This is a genomic window from Enterococcus sp. XAF26B05_ASV22 (genome assembly GCF_056727285.1).
Genome location: NZ_CM161538.1, coordinates 3,014,196 through 3,034,518, shown reverse-complemented (window position 1 = coordinate 3,034,518; position 20,323 = coordinate 3,014,196). Strand labels below are relative to the sequence as shown.

Annotated in this window: 25 protein-coding genes; 12 read left to right on the top strand and 13 right to left on the bottom strand. The window is 35.0% G+C overall.

Annotated elements, in window-relative coordinates; translation table 11 throughout:
- Positions 1-12 precede the first annotated feature (12 nt).
- From AC1PU0_RS15030 to AC1PU0_RS15020, 3 genes are all read left to right on the top strand, one after another.
- Positions 13-405, top strand: a complete 393-nt coding sequence (locus AC1PU0_RS15030; protein WP_206849987.1) for a hypothetical protein — start codon at positions 13-15, stop codon at positions 403-405.
- Between the two features lie 266 nt (positions 406-671).
- Complete coding sequence (locus AC1PU0_RS15025; RefSeq protein ID WP_479998511.1) at positions 672-863, top strand: DUF960 family protein; 192 nt, start codon at positions 672-674, stop codon at positions 861-863.
- Positions 864-1,040: 177 nt separating this feature from the next.
- Positions 1,041-1,508 carry a JAB domain-containing protein gene (locus AC1PU0_RS15020; RefSeq protein ID WP_479998517.1) on the top strand — a complete coding sequence of 156 codons (468 nt, stop codon included), beginning with the start codon at positions 1,041-1,043 and terminating at the stop codon, positions 1,506-1,508.
- Between the two features lie 2 nt (positions 1,509-1,510).
- Here AC1PU0_RS15020 and AC1PU0_RS15015 read toward each other — a convergent pair whose 3' ends face one another.
- The 9 genes from AC1PU0_RS15015 to AC1PU0_RS14975 all read right to left on the bottom strand — a co-directional run bounded on the left by AC1PU0_RS15015 (position 1,511) and on the right by AC1PU0_RS14975 (position 6,727).
- On the bottom strand, positions 1,511-1,750 hold the full coding sequence (locus AC1PU0_RS15015) for an IS110 family transposase (RefSeq protein ID WP_242596666.1): 240 nt from the start codon (positions 1,748-1,750) through the stop codon (positions 1,511-1,513).
- Positions 1,751-1,776: 26 nt separating this feature from the next.
- Positions 1,777-2,028, bottom strand: coding sequence for a hypothetical protein (locus AC1PU0_RS15010; RefSeq protein ID WP_111248018.1), 252 nt, complete (start codon positions 2,026-2,028; stop codon positions 1,777-1,779).
- A 273-nt stretch (positions 2,029-2,301) separates the two neighbouring features.
- Positions 2,302-2,787, bottom strand: coding sequence for a hypothetical protein (locus AC1PU0_RS15005; protein ID WP_206850713.1), 486 nt, complete (start codon positions 2,785-2,787; stop codon positions 2,302-2,304).
- An 8-nt stretch (positions 2,788-2,795) separates the two neighbouring features.
- The gene (locus AC1PU0_RS15000; protein ID WP_479998516.1) at positions 2,796-3,512 is read right to left on the bottom strand and encodes a hypothetical protein; all 717 of its coding nucleotides are present in this window, start codon (positions 3,510-3,512) and stop codon (positions 2,796-2,798) included.
- Between the two features lie 451 nt (positions 3,513-3,963).
- Positions 3,964-4,305, bottom strand: coding sequence for a hypothetical protein (locus tag AC1PU0_RS14995; protein ID WP_206850721.1), 342 nt, complete (start codon positions 4,303-4,305; stop codon positions 3,964-3,966).
- Between the two features lie 15 nt (positions 4,306-4,320).
- Complete coding sequence (locus AC1PU0_RS14990; protein WP_479998515.1) at positions 4,321-6,108, bottom strand: polymorphic toxin-type HINT domain-containing protein; 1,788 nt, start codon at positions 6,106-6,108, stop codon at positions 4,321-4,323.
- On the bottom strand, positions 6,099-6,299 hold the full coding sequence (locus AC1PU0_RS14985; protein WP_479998514.1) for a hypothetical protein: 201 nt from the start codon (positions 6,297-6,299) through the stop codon (positions 6,099-6,101). The genes AC1PU0_RS14990 and AC1PU0_RS14985 overlap by 10 nt, the downstream gene beginning before the upstream one ends.
- Complete coding sequence (locus tag AC1PU0_RS14980) at positions 6,286-6,453, bottom strand: hypothetical protein (protein WP_479998513.1); 168 nt, start codon at positions 6,451-6,453, stop codon at positions 6,286-6,288. The genes AC1PU0_RS14985 and AC1PU0_RS14980 overlap by 14 nt, the downstream gene beginning before the upstream one ends.
- Before the next feature lie 10 nt (positions 6,454-6,463).
- Positions 6,464-6,727 carry a hypothetical protein gene (locus AC1PU0_RS14975; protein WP_479998512.1) on the bottom strand — a complete coding sequence of 88 codons (264 nt, stop codon included), beginning with the start codon at positions 6,725-6,727 and terminating at the stop codon, positions 6,464-6,466.
- Positions 6,728-6,956: 229 nt separating this feature from the next.
- On the opposite strand from AC1PU0_RS14975, the gene AC1PU0_RS14970 reads away from it, so the two are divergent.
- Positions 6,957-7,148, top strand: coding sequence for a DUF960 family protein (locus AC1PU0_RS14970; protein WP_479998511.1), 192 nt, complete (start codon positions 6,957-6,959; stop codon positions 7,146-7,148).
- Between the two features lie 177 nt (positions 7,149-7,325).
- Complete coding sequence (locus AC1PU0_RS14965) at positions 7,326-7,796, top strand: JAB domain-containing protein (RefSeq protein WP_479998510.1); 471 nt, start codon at positions 7,326-7,328, stop codon at positions 7,794-7,796.
- 230 nt (positions 7,797-8,026) lie between these two features.
- On the opposite strand, the gene AC1PU0_RS14960 is transcribed toward AC1PU0_RS14965, so the two are convergent.
- A complete protein-coding gene (locus AC1PU0_RS14960) occupies positions 8,027-9,034 on the bottom strand; it encodes a LacI family DNA-binding transcriptional regulator (RefSeq protein ID WP_206849257.1) in 1,008 nt (335 codons plus the stop codon).
- A 211-nt stretch (positions 9,035-9,245) separates the two neighbouring features.
- On the opposite strand from AC1PU0_RS14960, the gene AC1PU0_RS14955 reads away from it, so the two are divergent.
- The 5 genes from AC1PU0_RS14955 to AC1PU0_RS14935 all read left to right on the top strand — a co-directional run bounded on the left by AC1PU0_RS14955 (position 9,246) and on the right by AC1PU0_RS14935 (position 13,712).
- Positions 9,246-9,893 carry a ribulose-phosphate 3-epimerase gene (locus tag AC1PU0_RS14955; protein WP_206849258.1) on the top strand — a complete coding sequence of 216 codons (648 nt, stop codon included), beginning with the start codon at positions 9,246-9,248 and terminating at the stop codon, positions 9,891-9,893.
- Between the two features lie 40 nt (positions 9,894-9,933).
- Positions 9,934-10,371, top strand: coding sequence for a ribose 5-phosphate isomerase B (gene rpiB / locus AC1PU0_RS14950; RefSeq protein ID WP_069655031.1), 438 nt, complete (start codon positions 9,934-9,936; stop codon positions 10,369-10,371).
- 128 nt (positions 10,372-10,499) lie between these two features.
- Positions 10,500-11,426 carry a sugar phosphate isomerase/epimerase family protein gene (locus AC1PU0_RS14945; protein ID WP_206849259.1) on the top strand — a complete coding sequence of 309 codons (927 nt, stop codon included), beginning with the start codon at positions 10,500-10,502 and terminating at the stop codon, positions 11,424-11,426.
- 51 nt (positions 11,427-11,477) lie between these two features.
- Positions 11,478-12,851, top strand: a complete 1,374-nt coding sequence (locus tag AC1PU0_RS14940; protein WP_206849260.1) for a PTS transporter subunit EIIC — start codon at positions 11,478-11,480, stop codon at positions 12,849-12,851.
- Between the two features lie 123 nt (positions 12,852-12,974).
- Positions 12,975-13,712 (top strand): DeoR/GlpR family DNA-binding transcription regulator, encoded by a 738-nt coding sequence (locus AC1PU0_RS14935; RefSeq protein ID WP_069655034.1) that lies wholly within the window; start codon positions 12,975-12,977, stop codon positions 13,710-13,712.
- A gap of 90 nt (positions 13,713-13,802) precedes the next feature.
- Here the strand turns inward: AC1PU0_RS14935 and AC1PU0_RS14930 are convergent, their stop codons facing one another.
- The 3 genes from AC1PU0_RS14930 to AC1PU0_RS14920 form a co-directional block, all read right to left on the bottom strand.
- A complete protein-coding gene (locus tag AC1PU0_RS14930) occupies positions 13,803-14,573 on the bottom strand; it encodes an ABC transporter permease (protein WP_206836718.1) in 771 nt (256 codons plus the stop codon).
- Between the two features lie 85 nt (positions 14,574-14,658).
- Complete coding sequence (locus tag AC1PU0_RS14925) at positions 14,659-15,591, bottom strand: ABC transporter ATP-binding protein (RefSeq protein WP_069655036.1); 933 nt, start codon at positions 15,589-15,591, stop codon at positions 14,659-14,661.
- The gene (locus tag AC1PU0_RS14920) at positions 15,592-15,918 is read right to left on the bottom strand and encodes an ArsR/SmtB family transcription factor (RefSeq protein WP_111247566.1); all 327 of its coding nucleotides are present in this window, start codon (positions 15,916-15,918) and stop codon (positions 15,592-15,594) included. It abuts the gene before it with no gap.
- Between the two features lie 173 nt (positions 15,919-16,091).
- Between AC1PU0_RS14920 and truA the strand changes: the two genes are divergently transcribed.
- On the top strand, positions 16,092-16,829 hold the full coding sequence (truA, locus tag AC1PU0_RS14915; protein ID WP_111247565.1) for a tRNA pseudouridine(38-40) synthase TruA: 738 nt from the start codon (positions 16,092-16,094) through the stop codon (positions 16,827-16,829).
- Between the two features lie 394 nt (positions 16,830-17,223).
- Entirely contained in the window at positions 17,224-20,223 is a 3,000-nt protein-coding gene (locus AC1PU0_RS14910; RefSeq protein ID WP_111247564.1) for a sulfatase-like hydrolase/transferase, read from the top strand.
- The last annotated feature ends 100 nt before the right edge of the window (positions 20,224-20,323 follow it).

The following is a 20,323-nucleotide window of genomic DNA, read 5'->3' as shown; positions in this document are numbered from 1 at the left end:
GAGAAGATAATTATGAATGATATTAAAGATATTCAGAGTAAAATAGATGAGATGGAGTATTGGGATGCAAGAGTTTTAGATTTTCAATGTCAATATTTCGGTGATAATGTTGAAATAATTCTTGAAGATGATGATGAGCATGTTTACAAACTAACTCTTCAACAATGTTCTGAGGTAACATACAGTAATCACTATACAACAGAATCAGATATTGCAGTTCAAAATATGAATGTCAAGCAGTTAGGATACTTCGCCCAAGATATAACTGTAACCAATTCTGATCAAGCAGATTTATACAAAATTAGTTTAGATTTACCAATGCTATTTTGCACAGTTACTTGTAAAAATATAATCATTGATAGGATTAAAAAAAATTCAATATCCTTTTTCTGGGAGAATAACTAGTGGAATATTAAATAGCTATTCGATCGTTAAGTAAGTATAATCCCAATTATCTAAGTAGCATATCAGTTTTTCGAAAGATAAAGATGATTGTAGGTGTTTGTTCTTCCATCATAATTACAAAAAACACTGACTGGGACAGATTCACTTACTAATACAATGAAGCTGAACTAGCGTATTCATCTCAAAAACAACTATATATTATATCTATGAAGATCAATCATCTTAAATGGTGGTTGGTTTATTTTGTGTTTTAAGGAGGGAATAAAATGTTTGATAACAAAGAAAATCGTTACATCACGAAGGGAGTGAATGAACAAGTACCAAAAGAAATACAACTCTATTGCTGGCAATTAATCGACAAAAAAAGAAGTGAAGCTGAAACAGAATTAGACTACTTACAAATCTTTGAGTTCAATCCAGATAACCAACGCCAAGCAATTGAAGTGATTCATCGATAAGAACAACCATTTTTCATTGATTATCATACCTACACCATAAAGGAAAAAATAGCTGATTTCCAAATTAAAAAAATATGGGTGATCGATGATGGGAGCCACCAAACCATGTTATTGCCAGAGGACTATTGATGATTATTTTACTAAGAACTAAATCAAACAATCAGTAAGGAGAAAAATATGAAAACAAACCAACCGAGAAAACGTGTAGCTATCGTCAGTCTTGAACTGGTAAAAGAAGCCTCCACTTTTTACGCCGCTAGAACCTGTATTCGCCCTCAAGCTGTCTATGAGTTATTCGCCCTGTTTATTGAAACAAAAGACCGAGAACATTTGGTGGTCGCTGGTTTAAACGTAAAAAATGAACCAATAGCTATTCAAGTTGTTCATATAGGAACCATCAATCAGTCATTAGCTTTTCCTAGAGATATCTTAAAGATGGCGCTGTTGTCAAATAGTATGTCTATTTGTGTCGGGCACAATCATCCTTCAGGTAGTGTGACCGCTTCATTAGCGGATATCGAATTTACTACGAAGTTAGAAAAAGCCTATCGATTACTTCAAATCAATTTACAAGACCATCTGATAATTGGCAGTGGTGGAAAATATTTGTCTATGAAAGCAGAAGGGGATATAACCGAAGAATAGTATTACAAAAAATATTTATAATTTGGATAGGCAGTCTGTATCTGTTCATGAAATTGTTGCATTAGTTTTGTACTTGCTTTTACCAGTGCATTTCTTCGATTGACTAAATGGCGCATTGTCCAGTAATAATCTTGTGGATTTGCGTCTGGTAATAAGTGAGAGCGTCTCATAAGTACCGCACTAATACATTGAGCATCCCATGTATCGTTCTTTCTTGTACTGGCATAACTCATGCGTTCCATGTATGAAAGAGAAGGATTAACCTCTTTCACAGGGTACTCTCTATTCTTTGCATAGTTTGACTAAAATCTTGGTAAAACAGCATAAAGACTCGTGAACACGCATAGTATTTTCTAGCCATTTGTTGCTTATTGAAAGGTCTATTTTCATCCTCGAAGAACTTTTTCAGAACTGGTAATACTTCTTGCCATGATTGTAGTTGTTCCCAATTGTCATATAGACTATAAATATCTTGGTGGCTAATTTCTTTAATCGGTTGCTTGTTTTCTGTTTGAATCATTTATTTCACTCCTTCAATTTTGATACACGAAAAAACGGTATCAGTGATTGTTTCCTCACTAATACCGTTTCAATAGTTTCACATTTTTCTAGCTGAAATGACTGTACGCTTAATAAACATTCAAAAAGGCTAGAAAAATCCTTTGAATTTTTGTACAATAAATACAGCTAGCTTTCTGTTAGCTATTGGCAACTTGATTAGTGAGCTTGGACTTACTATTCAAGGCTCTATTTTCTCGATTCCCGTCGAGTAGTAGAGTGCCTTTTTTATTTATTAATCCTTTAAATATGATTTAACTATACTTTTTGATGCTGGAATTAAATCATCTTCAATATCAACATGCTTACCATTAATACCAGTGTATAAGCATTCATCACAAAATTTAATAATTTGACTTGTTTTACTAGCTGTTATGGTTAAACGCAAGTTACTATCATGACAACTGGGGCATTCCTCATCTGTCATATATGCACTTAAATCCCAAATAAGCGAAGCAACTTGATTAGATAGTTCTTCTTCATTTAAACCTTTGTTAATTTGATTCATATAGAATGGTATTGCAATCTCAAAATTGTCATCCGAGTGTCCTAAAATTAAATTTTTTGAATCCAATTTTTTAATTCCATCTAAATATTCTAAAGAAGTATATTTTAAAAAGATTGAATCATATTTATTAACATAGCTTATCAATTCATCAAAAAAAGTATCTAGATTATTAATAGAAAAATTGTTATAAATTCTTAAAATTTCTTCTTCCATATATCCTCCTATGGTTTTGGTATAGGATAAGTTGTAATTATATTACCTGCTTTATCCGTTATAATTTTTATCCATGTAGTAGGTTCTCCACCTAAGCTAGGTTTAACTGTTCCAACATTTCTTCCTACATCTACTATCCTTTCAAATCCCCCAGACTCTATTTGTTTCACAGGTGTATTTATAACAGGTTTTGACTGTAGAATATTCTTCAAATCTGTTTCAGGAATAGTAAACTGTCCAGCATTTTTTGATGGGTTAAAATGCCTATCTCTAACATGTTTCATTCCAGAATTTTTTGATGGACTAAATCTCGTTGGATTTTCTGCTACATTAATTCTTGACTGAACAACTCCCACATTCGGTTTCGGAACATCAGACCCACTGGCTTTCTTGTTAGTATTTCTAGGTTTAACATTTTGCGTTTTCCCTACATTAACTACGCCTTTGACCATCACACCGATTGTAATCATGCTATTCGCTAACAAGGAAGCTTTTCCAAGCATTTCCGATTGAGTTAATTTCTTCCCTGTCACACTATCAATCCCCGTAGCTAATTCTTTTATCAGGGTCGCATTTTGCTCATAGAATAATTCATCTACACCTTTTTGACGATCGCCTTGAATGAAACTTAAGCCATATTTATCAATCATTCGGCTAAGCCATTTATTATAGGCAAGAGTTACATCAATATCTGCGACTGTAGCGGAAGTCTTTCCTTTTTTCACCCACAGCCACATTTTACCATACCCTAAATCAATTAATCTGTATTCTCGATCTCTTACATCCTTTTTTTGTCCTCATTTAGATTTTTCTCAATTGTTCCCATACATCATAAAGTGCATAAATATCTTGGTGACTAATTTCTTTAATTGGTTGCTTGTTTTCTGTTTGACTCATTTTCTTCACTCCTTTAATTTTTGATACACGAAAAAACGGTATCAGTGGTTGTTTCCTCACTAATACCGTCCACAATAACTTTTCATTGTCTAACTGAATTATTCTACTTCAAATAAACCTTAAAAAAGACTAGAAAAGTCCTCTGAATTTTCGTACAATAAATACAGCTTTCTTTTTGTTAGCTATTGGCAACTTGATTAGTGAGTTCGAGCTTACTAGTCAAGGCTTTACTATCCGACGCCAATCAGATAGTAAAGTGCCTTTTTTATTTTTATGTCGCTAGAAATCTGATGGTTCAGTATATTCAATATGATTTTCTGATAAGCCTTCTGGAAACTGTTCTTCTGGATATTCTCTTTCTAAAAGCTCATTAAAATTCTTTATTGTTTCACTCAACGCTTCCTGCTGAGTTTTACCAAAACCAACAGCAGATTCTGGATAATTATCATCAGACCTCAATTTTATATTAATATCTGTATAACCAGAGAAAACACCTGAATTATCTTCATAAATTTTCACTTTCATTTTACCATATGGAAGAATTCCTACCATCCATATATTATATTCACCAACACATCGCTCGATTTTTGAAACATTTTTCAAAGATAAATTTTTCCACATAACTTTATTCTCCTTTTATTGTTTTCCAAATGATATTATTTTTCCTGTCGGCTTATGAATATCAATGTATTTTCCATTTTTGTAATATCTTACTACATTAGGTGTAGGATAATCTATTTTTTTTGTTCTTGCGCCTTTTAGTTTACGACTAAAATCTTCCGCTTTATTCAAATATTGCTCAAGAGAGCTAGCTTTAACTTCAGCTCCATGCTTCTCGAAATGCTTTGTCAAAGAGGCTTCCGAATCAGCAAAAGTCCCCTTATGCCATTTATTTAGAGCATCATCACATATGTTATGAACTAATATACTCAAATTAGAAACAAAATAAGTATGGGCATTCTCTACTTCAAAATTATATACCTTAACAGGTTTATTTAAGCTTATAATGTGAATGCCAGTGATTGACAAAGTGTTTCCAAAACGATCAATCAAATCATCATTATAGGTTAATTCTTTAGCCTTTATCCAGCCCTTACTTGGCAAATAAAACGGATGCTCTTCCGTTGTTTCAATCATTTCATTGTCAATCGTAATTCTAACAAGTTTGCTAGTTTCACTAACAAATATTTGAACAACTTTTTCATAAGTCTGAACATGAGAATTTTCATGGTTTGCCAAAACTTTTTCACCTATTTGAATAGATTCAATTGGTTTGTGCCCATGTTCTGTTAAAATAAGCGTTCCAGAAACAAAACACTTAGCCCCACTGGCTTTCTTATTAGTATTTCTAGGTTTAACATTTTGCGTTTTCCCTACATTAATTACACCTTTGACCATCACACCGATCGTAATCATGCTATTCGCTAACAAGGAAGCTTTTCCAAGCATTTCCGCTTGAGTTAGTTTCTTTCCTGTCACACTATCGATCCCCGTAGCTAATTCTTTTATCAGGGTCGCATTTTGCTCATAGAATAATTCATCCACACCTTTTTGACGATCGCCTTGAATGAAACTTAAGCCATATTTATCAATCATTCGGCTAAGCCATTTATTATAGGCAAGAGTTACATCAATATCTGCGGCTGTAGCGGAAGTCTTTCCTTTTTTCACCCACATCCACATTTTACCATACCCTAAATCAATTAATCTGTATTCTCGATCGCCTACATCTGGTTGTCTATCCTCATCGAGATCCTTTTCTTTCAATTGATTAAACCAGCTACTATCTACACCTGTAGGTAATTGATACGTCCCGTCACGATTAACAACTGTATTATTTAGTATCATGACACCTTGCATGGCAATCTTCATATCATTTAAGCTAGTGGCAAAAAGACTATTCGTTTGCGAAGAGAACTGATGTAGTTTTTCTAACTTTTTCTGTAATTCTCGGATATCCTCTTCAAACGTATTCGACATCCGATTCAAATTGTTTTGAACATCTAACAAGGCATCCAAGATTTTCGCAACAGGATTATTTCTCGACAACGCTCTAGCAACTGCTGCAGAAGCGTCAACAGACGCTTTCATTGCTTTTTTTGTCGCAATTTGTTGATTCAGCTTATCTTCGTCTAGCGTTCCTTCACTTGATATGTTCTGATCAGCGTTCGTATATGTTTGTAGCTCTTGCTCAATACGATCCATCGCGGATGTTACTTTACTAATAGTCGGTAAAACTAAGTCACTAAAGAGACCTTTTCCTGCGGTATAAGCAGCACCAGAGAGCGTTTTGCCATCTACTGCAGCAACCACTTTTTGACTGCCTGCTTTTAGTTGTTGAGAAGCCTCTTTCCCACTTTGGAGATTCTTTTTTAATGCACTGATTAATTGTGCTGAGTCCGAGCTAGAATAAATTAATCCCAAGGAATTTCACCTCTTTTTCTATAGAGCTCTTCGGTTTCATCATCGAGAACTTTTCTTTGTTTTGTATAGCTTTCAGAGAGTTCTTCCACAGCTTCGTTTAATTGACGTTTAAATAAGTGTTCTTGTTCTTCGTTTTTTCTTTGTAATTGAAGGCTTTCTGGATTTTCACGAAAATCTTCATCGTTTAACATGCTGAGTGTGCGATACCCTCTCTGTAAAATCATCTTGCAACTGTTGCAAACTATCTTCTATTTTTCGTTGGTCATTTTTTAAGTTATCAACGCTGTTTTCCTTCTCGATGATTAAACGATTATATGTTGCTCGTTCTTGTTCATTCTTATCCATGGTAAACCCCTTAAAACTTGATCTTACTATCTTCAATTGCCATAATTTCAGCTATCTTTGGAAATTTTTGACTCTGTTCTTTCACACAATCAATTAACTGCGATAAATCAAATAGTAATTGATTCGTCACTTCTGTTCCTTTTTTCATACTATTCATGTTACTTTTACCTAGAGAAACGCGAGTTCCTTTATTCACGGATACAGCGTTAATTCCTGTGGTTGCTCTAGTAGCAGCCCCAACGTCTGAAGCAATATTGACCATTCGTTCCCTCATTAATCTTACTTCCTGTTCAGATTAATTTTACCATACAAATAAGATGTTTAACATTCGATAAACAAACTTTTCTTTTCGTTAGTTCTATTACTCTTGTTTAGGTTATCTGCTTCCAATTCAGCTATCCCTTTAGTGTATTCAGCCCAAAAATAATTATATATTATATTCATGAAGATCAATCATCTTAAAGGGTGGTTGGTCTATTTTGGTGTTTTAAGGAGGGAATAAAATGTTTGATAACAAAGAAAATCGTTACATCACGAAGGGAGTGAATGAACAAGTACCAAAAGAAATACAACTCTATTGCTGGCAATTAATCGACAAAAAAAGAAGTGAAGCTGAAACAGAATTAGATTACTTACAAATCTTTGAGTTCAATCCAGATAACCAACGCCAAGCAATTGAAGTGATTCATCGATAAGAACAACCATTTTTCATTGATTATCATACCTACACCATAAAGGAAAAAATAGCTGATTTCCAAATTAAAAAAATATGGGTGATCGATGATGGGAGCCACCAAACCATGTTACTGCCAGAGGACTATTGATGATTATTTTACTAAGAACTAAATCAAACAATCAGTAAGGAGAAAAATATGAAAACAAACCAACCGAGAAAACGTGTAGCTATCGTCAGTCTTGAACTGGTAAAAGAAGCCTCCACTTTTTACGCCGCTAGAACCTGTATTCGCCCTCAAGCTGTCTATGAGTTATTCGCCCTGTTTATTGAAACAAAAGACCGAGAACATTTGGTGGTCGCTGGTTTAAACGTAAAAAATGAACCAATAGCTATTCAAGTTGTTCATATAGGAACCATCAATCAGTCATTAGCTTTTCCTAGAGATATCTTAAAGATGGCGCTGTTGTCAAATAGTATGTCTATTTGTGTCGGGCACAATCATCCTTCAGGTAGTGTGACCGCTTCATTAGCGGATATCGAATTTACTACGAAGTTAGAAAAAGCCTATCGATTACTTCAAATCAATTTACAAGACCATCTGATAATTGGCAGTGGTGGAAAATATTTGTCTATGAAAGCAGAAGGTTGTATAACCGAAAGTAAGTAATGAAGCCTTATGAGGGAAGCTCGTAAAGTTATTTTTATACCATAGAACGGAAGAAAAAAACTAGCTTCCAACTACAAGATGTTACAGTAATTGATAAGTCCAATTCAATTTTGGCTCAAGAGTGACATTCTTTTTTGAGTTTTTCTCTTACTAAAGTCACGTCAAATAAGCAATCCAGTAATTGTGAAATTAAATAGACACCAAATATACTTTGGAAAGAACCGTTTTAATTAAGATATACTAGATTCTCTTAAAACCAATGAAACCGGGACGATGATTTGTCTGCCTAATTCCCCTTTTTTATTAATCAACTCTAATAATGATTCTACGGCATAATTGGCTATTAAATCCGTATTTTGCTTGACCGATGAAAGGGACGGCGTCGTGTATTTTCCAAAAGCAGTGTCATCAAAGCCAATCAATTTAATTTTGTGTGGGACAGCAATCTGATTCTTCTTCAAACTTCGCATCAACTCTAAAGCAATGAGATCATTGATAGAAAAAATCCCATCTGTACTTGGATTCTTCTTGAGAAAAGCAAGCAAATTCTCTTCAAAATCAGACTGTTCAATATCAACAGCAAGCAGATGCTGTTTTTGATCGAATGGAATACTGTTTTTCTTCAAAGCATCTTTAAACCCTTTCAAGCGTTCTTTCGCACTTGTCGATTTTTGATTGTGCATCGCGATAACAGGGTGTTGACAGCCTTCGTGGATCAGTTCTTCTGTACTTTCAAATGCACCTTGATAATGATTGGACGAAATAAAAATAGTATCTTCTTTCTTTTTCGGCTCTCGATCGATACAAATATAAGGAATCTTTTTTTCAGCATTAGAAGAAGCAAATTCAAACGCCTCTGCACCAGAAATAACAATTAGCCCATCTACACCTTTGCCCTCTAAAATCCGCAAATAAGCAAGCTCTTTTTCTGAACTTCTGGATGTATTACAAATAATGGTGGAGTACCCCTTAGCAAATAAAATCTCTTCTAAACGCTGAACAACATCGGAAAAGAAATAGTTACTGATGTCCGGCACCAATATACCAATCGTAAATGATTTATTCATACGCAAATTTTTAGCGCTGTAATTCATTTTGTATCCTGTTTCTTCAATAACTTTTAGAACCTTTTTTCTAGTTTCTTCAGAAAATCGTCCATTATCGTTGATAACTCTTGAAACAGTGGCGACAGAAACACCTGCTATTTCAGCAATATCTTTAATCGAATAGTTTGTCATAAATGGTATCCTCTTGCGTAATCGTTCTCTTTTTTTCTTACATATTTACCCACATTTTCTCATAAAAAGACATTGAATACAAATTTTCACTGGAAATTTTAGTTGACAGGTCAAAATATTGGTGATATATTAACCATGAAAATAGGTAAACGATTACTCAATATTTTTTTGGCGATTGGGTAATCGTTATCTCAAATCAGGAGGGAACACGATGACCAAATTATTATGCTCGTCTATGATGTGCGCCAATTTTTCTAATCTCAAAAATGAGACCCAAGAACTTGATCAAGCAGGCATCGATATTTTTCATATGGATTTTATGGATGGCAGTTTTGTCCCCAATTTTGGAATGGGGTTGCAAGATTTTGAATTAGTTCGTTCCGTTACGGATAAACCTGTAGATGTCCATTTGATGATTCAAGAGCCAAGCAAGTATGTTGAAATGTTTGCAGATCTTGGCGCAGATATTATTTATATTCATCCAGAAGCAGACCAACAAGTGGCGCGAACACTTGAAACGATTCATCAAAAGGGAAAAAAAGCTGGGATTGCGATTAACCCAGGAACATCGGTTGAAATGATTCAAGGGCTATTACCGTTAGTAGAGTATGTGATGGTGATGACGGTTAATCCAGGGTTTGCTGGCCAAAAGTATTTAGCATATACAGATCCAAAAATAGAAAAGTTAGTCGCTTTATCAAAAGAATATGATTTTGAAGTGATGGTAGACGGCGCAATTTCACCAGAAAAAATTGAACGATTAAGTAAAGTTGGTGTAGCGGGTTTTGTGTTAGGAACCTCAGCGTTATTTGGCAAAACTGGAACCTATAGCGAAACATTGTCGAAATTGAGAGCCTAAAATTTCAAGGTCTAGGAATCAAAATAGGAGGAAGAATTTTATGAAACTAGCAATTGGGAATGACCACGTAGGGTTTGAACTAAAACCAATCATCGTAGACTATTTAAAAGAATTAGGACACGAGGTGCAAGATTTCGGCGCATACTCATCAGAGAGGACGGATTATCCACTGTATGGAAAAAAAGTGGCGGAAGAAGTTGCTTCCGGAAATGTGGATGCTGGAATTTTAATCTGTGGCACAGGTGTTGGAATTTCGATTGCTGCGAATAAAGTAAAGGGCATTCGTGCAGTTGTTTGTAGTGAACCATATTCAGCTAAGCTTTCAAAAGAGCATAACAATACGAACGTAGTAGCATTTGGTTCACGAGTGGTCGGCAGTGAGCTGGCTAAAATGATTGTAAAAGAATGGTTAGAAGCTACGTTTGAGGGTGGAAGGCATGGCAAACGAGTCGAGATGATGCAGCAAATGGAAAAATAAAAAGAGACAGATTTTCTCTAAATTTTGAATATAATTGATAAAATGTGGAATAAAGTGAAAATAAATGGTTGTAATTGAAAAAAAGAGATGCTATTATGGGGGAGTAGAAGAAAAAAGGAGGAATAAAAATGAAGTTAGCAACAAGAATCAACTCATTTTTACCGAAGTTCAATAATGATGTAGAAGAAGTGTTACAAGAGTTTGGCCGTTTAGGGTTAACCCACGTTGATTTTAATTATCCAGAACATGTAGAAAATAGTAAGGCTGGAAAGATGAAAGAGCTTTTACAGAAAAATAATTTACAAGCAAATGGCGTCGCATTACGCTTCAGAAGTGAGTTTATCAACGGTGAATTGGGAAATACGGATCAGACCATTTCGGACAATGCCATTCAGTTATGTAAAGAAGCTTGTGACTATTGTCGTGAAGTGGGGGGAGAAGTAGTCACAATCTGGTTAGGATTTGATGGGTTTGATTATTCATTCCAAATTGACTATGAAAAAGTTTGGAATCAAATCAAAGAGTGTATGATCCAAATCACAGATTATGCCCCAGACCTTAAAATCAGTATTGAATATAAGCCCTTCCAACCAAGAGCTTATGCCTTCTTAGATAGTTTTGGCGTTGCTTTATCGATGATCTACGAAGTTGGTCGTGATAACCTAGGAATTACGCTAGACTATTGTCACATGTTGATGAAGCATGAAAATCCAGCTTATGGTGCCAGTATTTTAGGGAGTCGTAAAAAATTATTTGGGGTTCATTTAAATGATGGTTATGGGCTAAACGATGATGGCTTAATGATTGGTACAAGTAGCTTGATTAAGACGATCGAATTTATCTACTATACGAAGTTACACAATTATGATTACGCTTTCTATTTTGATACATTCCCAATTATTGAAGACCCTGTAGAAGAATGTGAAAGAAATATCAACATGATCAAAAAAATTGATGCCATTATTGACCGACTAGGGATGGAATACATTGCAGATATCATTAAACAAAATAGTGCTGTTAAAGTAAGTGATTTAGTATTAGAAATCTTAGCTTAAGATTTCTAATACGTGATTCTAAGAATAAAAACAACCGGGGAGTGAATAAAAATGGATTTCAAATTAGCAGCAAAAGAAATATTAGAAAATATTGGCGGTCCAGATAATTTAGCGAATATGACCCATTGTGCTACACGCTTGAGATTAACGTTGAAAGATCCTTCAAAGGCAAATGACGAAGCTGTGAAAGAAATCGACGGTGTTGTCAATGTTGTCAATAAAGCAGGACAATACCAAATCTTGATTGGGACAGAAGTTCCCAAATTATATGATGAATTTGAAGCACTCGTCACAGGTGAAGATAGCAACGTTCAAGCGAATACTAGTGGAGAGAGTTCTGGTAATCTGATAAGTGCCATTTTTTCAGCTATTTCGGCAATTTTTGCTCCACTATTACCTGCATTGGCTGGTTCAGGAATTTTACGAGGCTTATTGATTTTAGCTGTCCAAACGGGGATTTTATCGGAAAATAGCGGAACGTACAGTATCTTAAATGTAGCGTCGATGAGTGTCTTTTATTTTTTGCCAGTTTTGTTAGCGTTTACTTCAGCTAGAAGATTTGGTGCCAGCCCTTATTTATCTGCTCTGATTGGTGCAGCATTATTAAATCCAGACTTTATTGCATTGATGGGAGATACTGGTAACGGTGCAACAACAAGCTTCTTGAAAATCCCCGTGGTTTTGATGAATTACAATTCAACGGTTGTGCCGATCATTCTTTCCATTTGGGCGTTTTCTTATCTATATAAGTTTTTAGATAAAAAAGTTCCAGAGACGCTAAAATTAGTGGTTGTACCGTTGATTTCCTTGGCGGTAATGATTCCATTAACTATTATCGTGATTGGTCCGATTGGTGTTTATAGTGGTGAAGCAGTGGCTCAAGTGGTGAATTGGTTGATTGAACGAAGTAGCATTTTGACAGGTATTTTGATTGGTGGTGGTTGGAGTGTGCTTGTTAGTTTAGGGATTCACTGGGCTGTTAATCCAATCATGATCAATAATGTTTCAACATATGGTTTTGACTATATTGTACCGTTTACCTTTGCTTGTAACTTTGCCGTTATTGGTACAACGATTGGCGTATATTTTAAAGCGAGAAACAAAAAATTGCGTAGTTTTGCCGTAACAGGTCTCGTAACGATTGCACTTTCAGCAATTATTGAACCAACACTCTTTGGTTTATTAGTAAAAAACAAAAAATTATTTTTAGCTCAAATTATTGGTGGTGCCGTGGGTGGTGCTTATTTAGGACTGATGAAAGTTGTAACTAATGCCTTTGTGTTTGGGAGTGTAACAACCTTTCCAGCTTTTGTGACAGATAATGCGTCAAACTTTATTCAGGCTATGATTGGATTAGCTATTTCACTAGTTACGTCAGCCGTGTTAGCCTATATGTTTACAGAGAAAGACGAACTGTTATCGTAACATCTAAAAATTACTTCTTTCAAATGCATTGATTTCGTTACTATTTATCCAGATTTATGGTATTTTAAGAATGGGTAATCTTCTTGCAAGCAATAGTAATGAAAAAAATGAAAGGAGTTTCTTATGATTCCATACATTCGACAAGAAAAAATTATTGAAATACTAGAGAGTAGAGAGTTGATCAGAATTGAGGAATTACAAAAGTTAATACCTGAAGTATCAATTTCAACTCTTAGACGTGATTTAAAAGAACTAGAAGGACTAAACAAAGTACAGACTTTATCAGGAGGTGCTGTCAAGATTTCTTCAAGTGTGTCAGAGTTACCGATGGCAACGAAAGCTAGTTTACAAATGAAAGAAAAACGCTATATAGCTGAACTAGCTGCTCGTGAAGTAGCTGCTGGAGAAACGGTTTATTTAGATTCAGGCTCAACCTGTACAACGCTTCTAAGAGAATTACTTAAAAAAAAGATTCGGATCATTACGACCAATACGGATGTACTTAGATTGACAGGAGAGTTTGAAGCGGAAGTCACGATTTTAGGTGGAACCTACGATCCTAAAATTTCTTCATTAAGTGGGCCGTTAGCTGAAGCAAATATCCAAAAATATGTTTTTGATAAGGCCTTTCTAGGCGCAAATGGTATCGATTTGAAATTTGGAGTAACAACACCTAATTTAGTAGAAGCAATCAAGAAGAAGACTGTAATTGATCATGCGAAAAAAGCATTTCTACTGTGTGATAGTTCTAAGTTTCATAAAACATCTGCGGTGAAATCTTTTGAATTAAATGAAGTCATTTTGATTACGGATAAAGCAGATTCTGATCTAGGTAAAGAAATGACAATTATTTCCAAATAAGGAATGTAAAATAAAGCACGTCTCTCTTTTTTTTAGAGACGTGCTTCATTATATTTCAATAAAATTCAAAAATACTCATAGATAGCATCGTTAACTTCTCAAACCACGCCCTCGATCAATCAAATACCAACAAACGGCATAAAGCACTGATATGAAAAGAATCAAGATAATCAGAGAAAATAGGATTGGTACATCGATCGTTCCAAGAAAACCGTATCTAAAACCTGAAATCATATACACGATTGGATTGATTTTTGAAATAGCCTGCCAGATCGGCGGCAACATTGAGATTGCATAAAATACCCCACCAAGATAGGTTAAAGGCTGTAAAACAAAAGTTGGCACAATCGATACGTCATCAAAAGATTGTGCGAAAATACCATTTAAGAGACCTGCCAATGAAAATAAAATAGCGGTCATCAGAAGGGTAATAATCACAATAGACCAAGAATAAACGTGAAGGGGGACAAAGAATAGAGAGATCATTGTGACGAGTGTACCGACTAGAATACTTCTGCCAAGTCCCCCGAAGACAAATCCCCAAATAATAATGTGCGTTGGAACTGGAGCAACTAGTAGTTCTTCAATATTTTTCTGAAACTTTTGTGAGAAAAATGAGGAAGAGACATTGGCATAAGAGCTTGTGATGACAGACATCATGATGAGTCCAGGGACGATGAATTCCATATAAGAAAATCCGCCCATCTCGCCAATCCGTCCGCCAATCAGGTTTCCGAAAATAACGAAATAAAGTGATGTAGTGATTACTGGTGGTACCAACGTTTGTACCCAAATTCGCAGATAGCGATTGGTTTCTTTTACTGCAAGACTTCTGAGAGCCGTGAAATATAACTTAAACATTTTTATTCTCCTTATTCGTATCAATGTAGTGATTTTTCAAAAAGAAAAACCAATCTGATTCTCCTAGCGTAACTATTCCCTTAGCTTAATAACTGGCATCCATCGGGTGTTTTTCGTCCGTGATTTTAAGGAATAGCTCCTCTAAACGGTTGGATTTATTACGCATGGAAAGTACCTGTATCCCTTGTGTAGTCAGCTGTTCAAACAATCCGTTCAATCCTTGATTACGTTCGACTTCTACCTCAAGGGTTTGCTCATCTTCAAAGATACTTTTGTACCCTATGATTTCAGGTTCCTTATCAAAAGGAGCCAGATCAAAGATAAAGGTTTCAAATTGTAATTTGGCTAGTAGTGTTCTCATACTAGTATTTTCAATCAACTGACCAGATTGGATGATTCCGATATTTCGACAAAGCATTTCAGCTTCTTCAAGGTAGTGGGTTGTTAGAATGATTGTAGTACCATTTTCGTTTAACTCTCTTAGAAAATCCCACATTTCCCGTCTTAATTCAATATCGACTCCTGCTGTAGGCTCATCTAAAATAAGTAAGCGAGGTTCATGCATCAAAGCGCGTGCAATCATTAATCTACGTTTCATACCACCTGAAAGCATTCTGGCACGGACGTTTCGTTTTTCCCATAAATCTGATTGCTTCAGATATTTTTCGCTACGTTTCAGTGCATCTTTTTTCGAGACGCCGTAGTAGCCCGCTTGGTTGATCACGATTTGTTCGACTGTTTCAAATGGATTAAAGTTAAACTCTTGTGGAACGAGCCCAATCTGTTGTTTGGCAAGAACTAAATCATTATCTAGATCATAACCAAAAACCTTTACCTTCCCAGATGTTTTGTTGACAAGCGAGGTGATAATACCGATTGTAGTTGATTTCCCAGCGCCATTTGGTCCTAAAAGTGCGTAAAAATCGCCTTCTTCTACAGTTAAGTCGATACCTTTGAGGGCCTCGACACCACTACCGTAGATTTTTTTTAGGTCGTTTATTTCTAGTGCATACGTCATTTAATCAATGTCTCCTTCTAACTCTTTTGTATTTTGGCAAAGACACTCTGAACTGCTGTCAGAAAGTAATTGCACCATAGAGCCCATAAACTCTTTTACAAAGTCTTCTCTTAAACTATAGTGATGCCATTGGCTTTGCTTGCTTACAGAAACAATCCCAGCACTTTCTAACACTTTCATATGATGAGAAAGTGTTGGCTGGGTAAAGTCAAAATGCTTCAATACGTCACAAGCGCACATACTACTATAAGATAGCAAATCGATGATTTTCATTCGTTTACGATCAGCCATAGCTTTGAGTATTAAAGAAATTTTTTCGTAATCCATATCGATTCCTCCTGAATATAGATAGATGTCTATGTTTAATATAGAGGAACACAAATGGAATGTCAAGGTGATTTATTGTTAAAACAAAGTGATGCTACTGAATCTGTTATAATAGAAAGGAATACCAGTAGGACGAAAGAAAAATTGCATTTTAAGAGGAGTAAACGAATACGATGAGAAATATTAAATTAACGATCGAATATGATGGGACTAGGTATCAGGGCTGGCAAAGACTAGGTGATTCGGATAAAACAATTCAAGGGAAAATCGAAAATATCTTAACACAAATGACGCGGACAAGAATTGAAATCATTGGTTCTGGTCGAACGGATGCTGGAACGCATGCAAGAGGGCAAATTGCGAATTTTAAAACAGATAGTAAAATGGTGCTGTCTGAGATGATTGACTTTCTAAATCGTTATTTGCCACAAGACATTGTTGTAAAAAAAGCAGAAGAAGTCCCCGAAAGATTTCATGCTCGATATAATGCCAAAGGTAAACAATATAGTTACTATATTTGGAACAATACAATTCCTTCTGCCTTTGAACGTAATTATAGTTTCCATTATTCTGAAGAACTTAATTTTGAATTAATGAATGAAGCCTGTCGTAAGTTAACTGGGACCCATGATTTTATTGGTTTTTCTTCTCTTAAAAAGACGAAAAAATCTACGACTCGGACAATCGATGAATTATCAATCCAAAAAGAAGGGAATCTGATTCATTTTACCTTTGTTGGGAATGGTTTCTTGCATAAAATGGTTAGAATTCTTATGGGCACGATCTTAGAAATCGGATCTGGCACAATGAAATTAGAGATTATTGATGAAGTATTTGAAAGTAAAATCAGGAGTGAAGCTGGAATGACGGTCCCAGCACAAGGCTTGTTTTTAGATGAGGTTTATTATTAAGTAAAGCAATGCTTGATTGTTAACGCAAATACTTAGAGAGATAGTATTCTGTGTTTAAAGTTGTCGTTAGCACCAGATTAAAATGACATGTGGGAAGTAAGTACAGCGATAAAAAATATTTTCACTATTTTATGAACAAAAAGCAGTGAAGAAAAGTCTGGTAATTATAACAAAAAGTATTGGGCGCGCAAGTTTTACCTGGGCGCCTAATACTTTTTAGTTGAACGATAAATCGACCATTTTCTTGTGAAAAACGAACTGAGAAAATCTTGAAAATCCGATTTTCTCAAGAAAATGCGGATATTTGTGATTTACTTGTGTATTTTTATGCTATACTAGCGAATGTACGAAATAAATTAGGAGTTAGATTTAATTAGTAAAGGGAGATTTTGTAGTGAAAGAAAAGTCATTAAGGCTAAATTATATTCCAATAATTGTAGCCTGTCTGTTCATGGTGATTCAAAGGGTGTTGCAATCTGCAACGGTTGTTCCAGAGTATGGTAGTTATGCAAGTCGGTTTTATATTTATCAGACGATAAATACAATTGTGATGGTCGGAGTAAATATTTTTCCGATCTATCTAGGATTCAATTCGAGTAAAATGAAGGACAAGAAAGTTTTAAAAAACATTAGTAGTTATTATTTGATGTACGTTGCTACGTCTTTATTAGTAAATATTTTTTTCTATGTTACTAAAAAGTCGTTGAACGTGAAAGACTATTGGTCGATTTTCTTTCCTATCAGCCAAAACCATTATAGTTATGCGGTTTCTTGTGTATTGGCTTTGTTATGTTTACCGAAGATCGTTCGTTGGTGGGATGACAATTCTGATCAGCAAATAAAAAGTGGGTTGCTGCTCACTTCATCAATGTTTGTATTGTTACCAACCTTGTTTAGTAAAGACATTTGGTCTGCTCAAGGTGGGAAAAATGTTGTATGGATCTTTTATTTGCTTTTTGTAGGATATGCCTTAAAAAGGTTAAACTTAGTTCAAAAAGTACGCTTGCCTATTCTGCATTTATTGTTTAGTGGAGTCTTGTTGATCAGTTCCATTTTTGCTATGACCAAGATTTCCATATTTATGCGCGGAGATGCATCAACAGCGCTTCGTTTTTGTGTGCCGTTTTCCGTTCTAGGGATGTACTATACCCTAAGTTTATTTGCTACTTTGCAAAGTAGGAAAAGACTTAAACTAAATGTACCCGTTTCAATAATTGCAACGACGTTAATAAGTACACAAGTCGCAATTAATTCGCCTGTAGCCACCTATTTCATCGGAACATTTTATAGAAAACCTTATGAAAAATCAGGTGCTCTATGGTTTAAAGCAATCATCCTCTCGTCAGTCCTATGGCTAGGTGCAGCCGTTTTGTGTACAATCATTAATTTCTTGTTTCAAAAAACACCCGTGTTTAAATGGTTGGAAAAATTAGTGAGGGTTGAATCAGTTGATGAAGTGAAGAATAAGGTATTAGCAGTGTCTAAATGGCTCTCTCAAAAACGCCGACTGGTTTTAACCGCTGCATTCTTTTATGGTTTTACGATCGTCCAGATGTTTTTGATTTCTGAATCTAGAATAAATGTAAGTGTAGCAGATACTGTTAATTCATATGCTTTTATTTTACTGAAGAGACAAGCCCCTATCGTGTTGAATGTTTTGATAATCATGATGTTTTTCCTGTTGTTATTTGTTCTTACGAATAAATTTTGGCACTCGTTTGTCCTGACATTGATGATTGATTTATTGATTACTATTTCCAATTATCTGAAGATGTCATTACGTGAAGAGCCTGTGTTACCAGCAGATCTAAAAATGTTGACTGGGATCAAAGAAATTCTTGATATGGTCAATCCATTTGTGATTCTTATCGGGGTGATTGTTGTCTTCGTATTAGCTGTGTCCAGTTATTTATTAGAACGAAGAGCACGACAGTTATACGATTTAAAACCAAATGGGAAAAAAAGAATCACTGTGATGATAGTTATACTCGTCTTTTTTTCAAGTCTATTTTTCGTCAACCATAAAAATTCACCATCTTATTTAATGTTTAACTTTTTTAGAGTGAATCGTTATTTTTATAATCAGAAATTAGGTGCTCAAATCAATGGACCTATCGTTCAGTTTTTGAATAATATCGATATTACGATTATGGATAAGCCAGCAGGGTATTCGGAAACAGCAATCCAAAATATTATGGAAAAGTACGATAAAGAAGCGAATGAGATTAATAGTAACCGGTTAGAATGGGCTGAGAATGAAACATTTATCTTCAACCTAAGTGAAAGTTTTAGTGATCCAAAGCGAGTGCCTAATCTGACGATAGAGAATGATCCGATACCGTATATTCGTCAAACAATGAAGAAAAATACGAGCGGCTGGATGTTGTCAAATGGATACGGCGGTGGAACAGCCAATATGGAATGGAGTTCATTAACAAGTTTGGACATTAGTAATCTTTCTCCAACCTTACCAACGCCATATACTCAATTGGTGGAAAAACAGCTGATTTCTCCTAATATAACGAATCTATTTGATGAGAGTATCGCTATCCATCCATATGCTGCGAGTCTTTACAATCGGAAAAATGTCTTCAATAAGTTTGGCTTTGATAAATTTTATTACGTAGATGGTCCGGATAAACTGACGTATGAAGACAAAATAGATGATCACATTTATATTTCTGATGCGTCAGCGTATAAAGAGACCTTGGAAAAAATCAATGATAATTTTGATAAAACTCAATTTATCCAATTATCTACGATGCAAAATCATATGCCATATAAAGAAAATTTCTACCATGAAAATAATTATTCGTTTAGCGGCACAGCTGTGGTGAAAAATCGACAACAAGAACTAAGCACTTTTATGCAAGGTATTCATTATACTGATGAAGCAGTGAAAGAGTTTATAAAAGAGTTGGATAAGATTGAGAAACCGATCACCTTTGTCTTTTATGGTGACCATCTACCTTCGATTTATAGTGGTAATAATATGAGCAAGTATGGCTTAGTTCAGCACGAGACAGATTATTTTATTTATAGTAATCGCTATAGTCGAGAACGAAGTAAAAAGGTAAATAAAAAAATTGTTTCCCCGTACAATTTTCCGGCGTTAGCATTACAACAAGCAAATGTTAAAATAACGCCATTTTATGCATTAATGACAAGAGTTACAAATGATATTTTAGCATCCACAACGGATCCTTCAGCTAGTATATCGAATAATTATAATGGACAAAAAATCTTTGTTACTAATAAAAATGAGTCAATAACAGAAGATAAATTAACAAAGAAACAAAAAGAACTATTGCAAGATTATCGCTTGCTCCAATATGATTTAACTGCTGGTGAAGAGTATGCATCTGAATGGGCAATTCAATCATGGACTGAATAAAAATTTCTTAACTAAATCTGATAAGCGCTGAGATAAAGGCTTAAATAACTATGAGTGATTTCAGAAAAAAGAAGCCCTAATAATAAGATGAGGTAATACT